The following is an 8,896-nucleotide window of genomic DNA, read 5'->3' on the forward strand; positions in this document are numbered from 1 at the left end:
CTTCACTCGGCAATGTCACACCGAATGAGTTCGCCATAAAAATGGCTCTAGAAAAACAGGCCGCTTAAGGCCAATAGTATAACCCAAGACTCTCCTGAAAAATGGAGGAGTGTTGGGGCTCAGGTCATCACCTTTATTTACCAAGCCTCCTTCTTTCACCAATTCATTGACACAAAGCTTGGCTGGAGGGAATACAATTGTATTCAATAGCGCTGCATTTTCTATTGTCCGTGAAAGTGCTATGAAAACAAAATTTTTACATCATGATTGGTGGTGCTACCAAGTCTTAATGGGGGCTGGAGGAAAGGTCTATTACGATCCAAAGCCTCAAATTGATTACCGTCAACACCAAAACAATGTGTTTGGAAAAAACACTGGGCATGCAGCAATATTGAAACGAATTTCTGGTTTATTATCTGGCCAATATTCGCAATGGATTGATAACAATCTTCTTGCTTTAGAAGCTTGCCATAGCTTACTTACGGCGGACAATCTGAGTATAGTAAGAGGATTACAAGAAGCGCGGCGACGTGGTGGTATAAGTTGTGCTATATTTTTATGGAAGAATGGCATAAAACGTCAAACATGTGTGGCCAATATTGGTCTTTATGTTTCTGTTTTATTACCAAGAAAATAAGTGTCGTTTAATAGCGCAAGGAGAATAAATTGAAGGGTATAATTTTGGCCGGTGGGAGCGGAACCCGATTATTCCCTCTTACATTAGCTGTCTCAAAACAGATATTGCCTGTTTATGATAAGCCAATGATTTATTACCCGTTGAGCACACTTATGCTCGCTGGAATTCGGGAAATACTGATTATATCAACTCCGCGTGATTTACCCGTCTTTAAAGAATTGCTGGGTGACGGTGCAGACTTTGGAATTACTCTTTCTTATGCTGAACAAGAACATCCAAACGGATTAGCAGAGGCCTTTATTATTGGTCGGGAATTTATCGGCTCAGACTCTGTTGCGATGATTTTAGGTGATAACATCTATTACGGTGTCGATTTACCCGCCCTTTGCAAACAAGCAATCAACCAAGAGATTGGGGCTACCGTCTTCGCTTATCATGTTGATGATCCTGAGCGTTATGGTGTTGTTGCGTTTGATCCAGGCACAGGTGTTGCTCACTCTATTGAAGAAAAACCTAAAACACCTAAGTCCAATTGGGCGGTCACTGGTTTATATTTCTACGATAATGACATCGTGAATATTGCCGCTAGTATCAAGCCATCAGAACGTGGAGAGCTCGAAATCACCACGGTCAATAATATTTATATGGAGAGAGGGCAGTTGCGGGTTCAACGTTTAGGTCGGGGATACGCTTGGCTTGATACAGGAACGCACACAAGCCTTCACGAAGCCTCATCATTTGTGAGAACCATTGAGCATAGACAAGGTATCAAGATCGCGTGCCCAGAAGAGATTGGTTATGAAATGGGATGGTTGAATGCTGAACAGGTTTTGCAGAGAGCCTCTAATCTCGGCAAAACTGAGTATGCGGATTACCTCAAGCGTCGTGTTGCGCAGGGAGCACGTTAATGACGATCGTAAACGAGCTTGCCATCAACGATGTTGTCGAAATCATTCCACATCGTTTTGGTGATGACCGAGGTTATTTTTCAGAAGTCTATAACAAAGAGACATTGGAAGCGCATAACATCTCACTAGACTTTGTCCAGGACAACCAGTCTTATTCTGCTCGTAAAGGGGTATTACGCGGGTTGCATTACCAATTGCCCCCATTTGCTCAGGATAAACTTGTGAGGGTTCTGCAAGGCTCCATTCTGGATGTCGCGGTGGATATTCGACGCAAGTCCAACACTTTCGGTAAATGGGTTGCTCTTGAGGTTACAGCCGCAAAAGGTAATCAGATTTTGGTGCCTAAGGGATTTGCACATGGATTTGTTACCTTGGAAGAACATACAATCGTCGCATATAAAGTAAGTGGGTACTATTCAGCCGAATGCGATAGAAATATTCGCTATGATGATCCGCAGTTGGCAATTGATTGGCCCAACTTGGATGATGAGTTTCAACTTTCCGCTAAAGATTCAGCGGCACCTTACCTAAAAGAAGCGCAAGTTTTTGAGTAGGATCGGCATGCAGGACATGAATATATTAGTTACTGGCGGAGCAGGTTTCATTGGATCCGCTGTTTGTCGTTTGCTCGTACAAAACCCTCGAGTTAGGGTTATTAATGTCGATAAGCTTACCTATGCGGGAAATTTGAATTCACTTCGATCAATCGAAAATGAACCAAATTATAAGCATTATCGCACAGATATTTGCGACGAAAACGCCATTCTTACTATTTTGAATGATGAAAAAATCGACAGCATTATGCATTTGGCCGCGGAAAGCCATGTAGACAGGTCGATTGATGGCCCTGCAGCCTTTGTTGAAACGAATGTGATAGGCACATTTCGAATGCTGAGCGCTGCATTGAACTATTGGCGAGGGTTAGCCCCAGAGAAAAAAGAAGGCTTCCGCTTCCATCATATCTCAACAGACGAAGTTTTTGGTGATCTGCCTTTTGATGAGGGGATATTTACCGAAACAACACCATACGCACCTTCGTCGCCATATTCAGCCTCAAAGGCCGCTTCAGACCATTTCGTACGTGCATGGCATGAAACATATGGCTTGCCTGTTGTCCTTTCCAATTGTTCGAATAATTATGGACCATTTCATTTCCCCGAGAAGCTCATTCCTCTCGTTATTCTCAATGCATTGCATGAGCGCGAGCTACCGATCTATGGCAAAGGCAACAATGTTAGAGATTGGTTATTTGTAGAAGATCACGCTAAAGCCCTTGAAATAGTCGTAAGGCACGGGCGTGTGGGCGAGAGTTATAATATCGGCGGCAATGAAGAGCGGACCAACCTCGCGGTAGTAGAAACTATATGTGAAATCCTAGATCGAAAGCGTCCAAGAGCTAATGATCGAAAATATTCCGAATTAATAACGTTCGTTTCTGATCGTCCTGGACACGATCGACGCTACGCTATTGATGCCAGCAAAATTTCTTCAGAGCTAGGATGGAAGCCAGCTCAAAGCTTTGAAAGTGGCCTAGAGGAAACAATTGATTGGTATCTGCAAAATGAGTGGTGGTGGCGTCCTATTCGCGAACAGACCTACAAAGGTGAACGCTTAGGTCAGAATTCGGAAACATCATGAAAATTGCCGTTACTGGTAAAAATGGTCAAGTCGTTCGCAGTCTTTTAGCATTAGCTGACGATAAAACAGAGGTAATTGCATTGGGCAGGCCAGAGTTAGATTTGGCCTCTCCCACCACTATTGATACAATTTTATCCGCAATCAATCCTGATGTTATAGTTTCAGCAGCGGCCTATACCGCCGTAGATAAAGCAGAGGACGAACCAGATCTTGCTTATGCTGTGAATGCTACGGGAGCTGGAGCTGTTGCTGAAGCAGCAGCTAAGCTAAATATTCCAATTGTTCATATCTCTACTGACTATGTTTTTGATGGAACAAAAGCTGGACTATATACAGAGTTAGATGCGCCAAATCCGCAATCTGTGTATGGTAAAAGTAAATTGGCCGGTGAGTGCTTAGTCGCCAGTGCGAATGAGCGGCACATCATTTTGCGTACAGCTTGGGTCTATAGCCCCTATGGAAACAACTTTCTAAAAACTATGTTAAGGCTCGGTAGTGAAAGATCTGAAATCAGTGTGGTAGCAGATCAACATGGCAACCCAACTTCAGCCATCAATATTGCCAATACAATACTAACCATTTGCAAAGAAGCCACACAAAAAAGCTTCAAAGGCTGGGGTATCTATCATTTAGTGGATGACGCAGATACGACATGGTACCACTGGGCAGAATATATATTTTCTTCTGCAAATCTGTCGGTTAACGTCAAAGCTATTCGTGGTAGCGAGTACCCTTCAAAAGCTCAACGCCCTAACAACTCAAGATTATCTACCGAAAAACTAAAACGTACTTTTTCATGCAGCATGCCAAATTGGCAGGCTTCTACACTGCTAGTGATAAATGAACTCAACGAAACAAAACGTTAACACGATATGCTATGACAGGCACAACTTAAAAAATTGTAATCGTAAAGTTAATCCCAAGGCGCTTAAGAACATATAGCCTTGGGAATGTTAGACAGCCATAATCAACCAAAATAAGCTGAGAGAACGGTATCGGGCGCGCCATCCATTTTTACTCGCCCGTGCTCAAGCCAGATCACCCGATTACAGTTTTTGGCCAATAGCTCTTTAGAGTGACTAGCAAGAACTAGTATCTTGGTGGAATCTACCAAATCACGCATACGACTGTTCGCACGTTCTTTGAAGTCCTCATCCCCTGTTGAAAGCCACTCGTCCATGATGAGTATTTCGGGACGAACAGCGGTCGAGGTAGCAAATGCTAGTCTCAATTGCATGCCTGAGGAATAAGTGCGGAATGGTACATCCAAAAATTCGCCAAGCCCCGAAAACTCCGATATTTCTTCTAGTTTTCCGGCTATTTCGATAGGGTCCATTCCCATCATTGCCGAACGAAGGCGAATGTTTTCTCTCCCTGTTGCATCGGGATCAATACCAAGGTTGATGTTAATTAGAGATACACAATCCCCAGAGATAATAGCGTGCCCATTAGTTGGTGTGTAAATGCCTGAAAGAACGCGGAGCAAGGTAGTTTTACCGGAACCATTATGTCCAATCAATCCAATCCGATCACCGTCTTTGAACGTCATAGACACATTGTCTAGCCCCCGAACAATTACCAACCGATCTGCACGTCGTTCGATCTTTCCGCCCGTCGCGATACTTAGCATGCGATTCTTGAGTGAGCGACTAGTCGAATTATAAATTGGAAATTCGACACTCACATTTTGAAGATGAATTAAGCTCATTACCTATAACCAGTACGCCACGCGCCAACGATATTTACCGAAAAAAATAATTGCGGTAGCCCAACCAATCAACGCCAAAAGAATAGATGAACCCCAGTTGAGCATCGTTGGTGGTGTACCAAACAAAGGGGCCCTCACGAGTTCAAGGAAATGAAAGAATGGATTCCAGATGATGTATCCTCGGGAAACGTCATCTGGAAGTATCTTGACCATCCACATGATTGGCGTTGCATAAAACAACACCTGCAATATGTTCGTCATAACTTGTGTCATATCACGGAATCGAGCGCAGACAACAGCAAGAACGAGCATCATCCAAAGTAAGTTGATACATAAGAGTATGAAGCCTGGTATAACCCAGAAGACATTAAAATTAACGGTTCCTCCAACGATGACGAGGAGGACTGGAAAAATAATAATATTATGTGCGAATATTATCATATTTCTCCAGAGTGCACGCAAAATATGTGTAAACAGCGGCAAGCGCACTTGGAGTATAATTCCGTCTGAAGAGCTAAATGAAGTACAACCTTCAGACAGCGATGTCGAAATAAACCCCCAAGTGATTACCCCTGCGCAGAGATATGGCAAAAACTCCTGCATATTGGTACGAAAAATCGTTCCAAAAATCAGACCAAGAGCACCAATAAAAACGGCCATATTCAATGTCAGCCAAAAGGCTCCAACGCGCGATCGTCGATAGCGCTGAGCTACATCCTGCCAGCCAAAAATCAATGCCAAACGATATTTAGATATCGCATCTCCTAAATCTCGCAGCGCAACGCCAACTCCACTTTTGGGCTCAATTCGCGTAATGATATTATAGTTTTCGCTATGCAATAATTTCTCACTCATGTCCGCGTCCATCTTAGCCTAACTATTATCACGCTGGACACCTTTCTTTGTATTCAGACCTAGTATCAAAGCAGCCTAAGAATAATTATTTTATAGAGTAAACCAAGTCCTTAAGGCGGAACATGGTTCAATTACAAGGTGTATGATATAATCATACACTTCTCCTATACTATTAAAAAACATCTAAGCGATGGAGTAAATCCCTAATAGTCCGCAGCGCACCATCCGCACTCATTTCTGAGGCAACTTGACCACGGTGATAATGAACAACTCTCTCTGCTGGAGCACCAAGATCAAAGCACACTAGCGGTACATCCAGCACCATTAGTTCCTCAGCAACATATGAAAAAGTCTCTGGCCAAATGGACGGCAATAAACAAACATTTACCTCAAGTTCCTCTAGTATTTGGGGTAAATTTTCAGTCTTATATGGACCAGTCACCCGTAAATTAGAATTGTTTGGTGCGCCTTCTAATATACCTACAACCGTCACCCGCGCCTGTTTATCCTCTTTTGCAAGGATCCTTGATATTTCCGCAACAATCCCCCCCCCCTTTGATTGACCTATACTACCCACAACTGCGATATTTAAGTATTTATTATTAAATAAGCGTGGTTTACGATCAAAGCCTACAGGCAAAGTGTGTGGTCGAACTAGCGCGCGTGGTGCGCATTCTGGATACACTTTTAGGAGATGATCTCTGCTGTTATCCGAAAAACACAATATCTCATCTGCATTGTCTGATAACTTACCCCAGACTGTATGCCATTCTTCAATCGTCTCGTTTTGTGGATTATAGGCAAAAGGATTCTTGTTAATGTTCAACCAACTCTTTTCAACCTCATTAATACCAGGATAATATCCTTCAGCATTAAGCAAAGTGTAAGACGGATTTATCATATAAAAATCATGAAGAGCCAAAACCAATCGAGCTTTACTCTCACTTTTTAAGCTCAAAATTAGTCGAACGATATCTAACGGATCTTGATAGCTTACAATGTTATTAAAAAATATCTCACCCAAGCGAACGACACTAAATAGTGCTCTGAGGCAACTATGCCCTCTGCTTTCAAATCGTTGATGATGCTCTCCGAAGAAGAAATCTAGAGTTAATTGATTTTTTGTAGCGCCAAAACTTTGAGGTGCTGTCAATACAAAAACAGGCTGATTAAGAGCTAAGCGGTCTTGCACCAGTTTCTGCCGATATGTATTTGCTCCTCCACCAATATCATGATCGATAATTAATGATGGAGGCATGCTGCCTTTGTTGCAGTATGCTAACAACGTTGCCATTTGACGAGCTGGGGCAAGCGGGTCCGCTTTGATAAAAGCATCGACTTCAGAAGGATACCTAGGCCACCGCCCTACCAGTTTTCTATAGTTTTCATCCCTTAAAGCTGCACGGGTTTCGGATTCAAAAGAGCCGCCATGTTTATGGTAGATGAACAAATTTTGAACAATGACATTGCGATATCCTTTAGAAATCGCTCGCTGGCACCAATCATTCTCTTCTCCATATCCCCGACTGAATAGCTCGTCATCAAAACCACCTATTTGTCTCCAAATGTCACCATTAATCCCCATACAAAAACCCACTCCTGTAGGGGCATCAACTTCAGGTAAATTCGGATCTAACATGCTGAAACAAGCATCTAATTTATTAGCATCTATACCAGATAGAAGTTCATTATCGGCATTCATCTTAGGAAAGCTGCATATAGTTGCCGCATTTGAGAACGGCGTCACACTAGCAATGGTACGATCTTCTCCGATGGGTGCCATCAACCGCTCTAACCATAATGCAGGAACTTCAATATCAGTATTGATAAGAACAAAATCCCCTTCAGCAAATTGAACTGCCTTATTTACTGTTTTTACGAATCCGAGGTTTTTCTCGTTACGCTGCAAAATTGCATCCGGCCCGCTTAGAACTAAAGTTTGAAGCAGCGGCCAAATGCGCGGGTCAGGACTTGCATCGTCAATCACAATCAGGCGATGAGGAGAAGATGTGTTTCGCTTTAGGCTTGAAAATAACGGTTCTAAATATTCATAACCATTATATACGGGAATGATTAAATCTACCCGATTCTTGATCGGGGCCCAGTAAGTCGTATTTGAAGCCATTGTATTCAAAGCGACATCGAGAAAAGCACCTCTTTCGGGTATAATTCGATTGGTTGAGCCAAATCGACAGAGCTGGTGCCATAAATACCTAAAATCACCTCGTAGCACACATGATACCGCTCGACGTATACGCTGTTTACTTGCAGCGTTCCAAAGTCGCTCTAACAATGTTATGAAAGGAATAGTTTCGCGCCGAGGGTGTATATCAACACCAACCCTATCACCATCGTCAGCCAAAAATTCAATACGTACGCTATCAAATTTCATATTTGTCAGCAGTGCGGTGCCCTGAAAGCTCGACCTCATAGCTTGCGAACTCTCGCCCGGTGCAGGCCAAACATCCGTGCTTTCACTCCCAATCGAAATTTCAAAAATATATTTCTTTTCGCCGCATACAATATGTAGCTGTCCCGAAATAATGCGGGCATCTTTATGAAAGGCCCACCCCGATACGAGTAACTCGTTCCCTCGGACGGTTGCGTCCTCTACGAAGACATAGAACCCTGCCCCGACATTCAAATCAGCAAAACGGGACAATGGATCGCTCAAACTGCCATTTTGATTCAGCATTTGTTCAACACACCCTTTTAACTCTACCTAGTCCCCAACCTGCAGCCGATTAACAGTGATAACCGTAGATTTCAATATCCAACTATCATTAGAATTGTTGAGACTACCAGACATCGGCCTGAAATGACTGTGCCGCTCACTAAAGAGCAATACCTACGATTTAATGGTGACATGATGATAAATGAAGCACCATCAAGTCTCTTTCACTAATTGAATCAAAAATGTCAGATGAAACACCCAAGATACATTACCTTCACATAGTTAAAATACGGACTTACCTAGATTATCATGGGGGGTGAGTATAGTGATCCCCAAAAAAAGTATCAATTTGACGTGAGCCCCGCAAACTCCTCCAGATTTTGGTAGAGTTCAATCCTTGGTAGGAGATGGACAATGAAACGCTCACGGTTTTCAGACGAACAGATAATCGGGATGATTAAAGAGCAGGAAGCTGG

General features: G+C 42.9%; 8 protein-coding genes. 5 read left to right on the plus strand and 3 right to left on the minus strand.

What is annotated here, in order from left to right:
• The first annotated feature begins 112 nt into the window (after positions 1–112).
• The 5 genes from ABDZ76_RS17140 to rfbD are packed head-to-tail and all read left to right on the plus strand — an operon-like array spanning position 113 to position 4,049.
• Positions 113–637 (plus strand): glycosyltransferase family protein, encoded by a 525-nt coding sequence (locus ABDZ76_RS17140; RefSeq protein ID WP_343808442.1) that lies wholly within the window; start codon positions 113–115, stop codon positions 635–637.
• 29 nt (positions 638–666) lie between these two features.
• Positions 667–1,545 (plus strand): glucose-1-phosphate thymidylyltransferase RfbA, encoded by an 879-nt coding sequence (gene rfbA, locus ABDZ76_RS17145; protein WP_343808445.1) that lies wholly within the window; start codon positions 667–669, stop codon positions 1,543–1,545.
• A complete protein-coding gene (rfbC, locus tag ABDZ76_RS17150; RefSeq protein ID WP_343808448.1) occupies positions 1,545–2,099 on the plus strand; it encodes a dTDP-4-dehydrorhamnose 3,5-epimerase in 555 nt (184 codons plus the stop codon). Before rfbA ends, rfbC begins: the two co-directional genes overlap by 1 nt.
• A 16-nt stretch (positions 2,100–2,115) precedes the next feature.
• A complete protein-coding gene (rfbB, locus tag ABDZ76_RS17155; RefSeq protein ID WP_343808463.1) occupies positions 2,116–3,183 on the plus strand; it encodes a dTDP-glucose 4,6-dehydratase in 1,068 nt (355 codons plus the stop codon).
• Complete coding sequence (rfbD, locus tag ABDZ76_RS17160) at positions 3,180–4,049, plus strand: dTDP-4-dehydrorhamnose reductase (protein ID WP_343808451.1); 870 nt, start codon at positions 3,180–3,182, stop codon at positions 4,047–4,049. Before rfbB ends, rfbD begins: the two co-directional genes overlap by 4 nt.
• Positions 4,050–4,150: 101 nt before the next feature.
• Here rfbD and ABDZ76_RS17165 read toward each other — a convergent pair whose 3' ends face one another.
• The 3 genes from ABDZ76_RS17165 to ABDZ76_RS17175 form a co-directional block, all read right to left on the minus strand.
• Positions 4,151–4,891, minus strand: a complete 741-nt coding sequence (locus ABDZ76_RS17165; protein ID WP_343808454.1) for an ABC transporter ATP-binding protein — start codon at positions 4,889–4,891, stop codon at positions 4,151–4,153.
• A 3-nt stretch (positions 4,892–4,894) separates the two neighbouring features.
• Positions 4,895–5,746: an ABC transporter permease gene (locus ABDZ76_RS17170; protein ID WP_343808457.1), complete on the minus strand. Its 852-nt coding sequence runs from the start codon at positions 5,744–5,746 to the stop codon at positions 4,895–4,897.
• A 172-nt stretch (positions 5,747–5,918) separates the two neighbouring features.
• On the minus strand, positions 5,919–8,441 hold the full coding sequence (locus ABDZ76_RS17175; protein ID WP_343808460.1) for a glycosyltransferase: 2,523 nt from the start codon (positions 8,439–8,441) through the stop codon (positions 5,919–5,921).
• Positions 8,442–8,896 lie beyond the last annotated feature (455 nt).

Origin of the sequence: Paenochrobactrum glaciei, assembly GCF_039522165.1 — a bacterium.
Lineage (GTDB): Bacteria > Pseudomonadota > Alphaproteobacteria > Rhizobiales > Rhizobiaceae > Paenochrobactrum > Paenochrobactrum glaciei.

Bases quoted from the DNA above. Each gene is read 5' to 3' on its own strand.
- rfbC (WP_343808448.1), top strand. From the start codon at position 1,545: ATGACGATCGTAAACGAGCTTGCCATCAACGATGTTGTCGAAATCATT.
- rfbB (WP_343808463.1), top strand. From the start codon at position 2,116: ATGAATATATTAGTTACTGGCGGAGCAGGTTTCATTGGATCCGCTGTT.
- rfbD (WP_343808451.1), top strand. From the start codon at position 3,180: ATGAAAATTGCCGTTACTGGTAAAAATGGTCAAGTCGTTCGCAGTCTT.
- ABDZ76_RS17165 (WP_343808454.1), bottom strand. From the start codon at position 4,891: ATGAGCTTAATTCATCTTCAAAATGTGAGTGTCGAATTTCCAATTTAT.
- ABDZ76_RS17170 (WP_343808457.1), bottom strand. From the start codon at position 5,746: ATGAGTGAGAAATTATTGCATAGCGAAAACTATAATATCATTACGCGA.
- ABDZ76_RS17175 (WP_343808460.1), bottom strand. From the start codon at position 8,441: ATGCTGAATCAAAATGGCAGTTTGAGCGATCCATTGTCCCGTTTTGCT.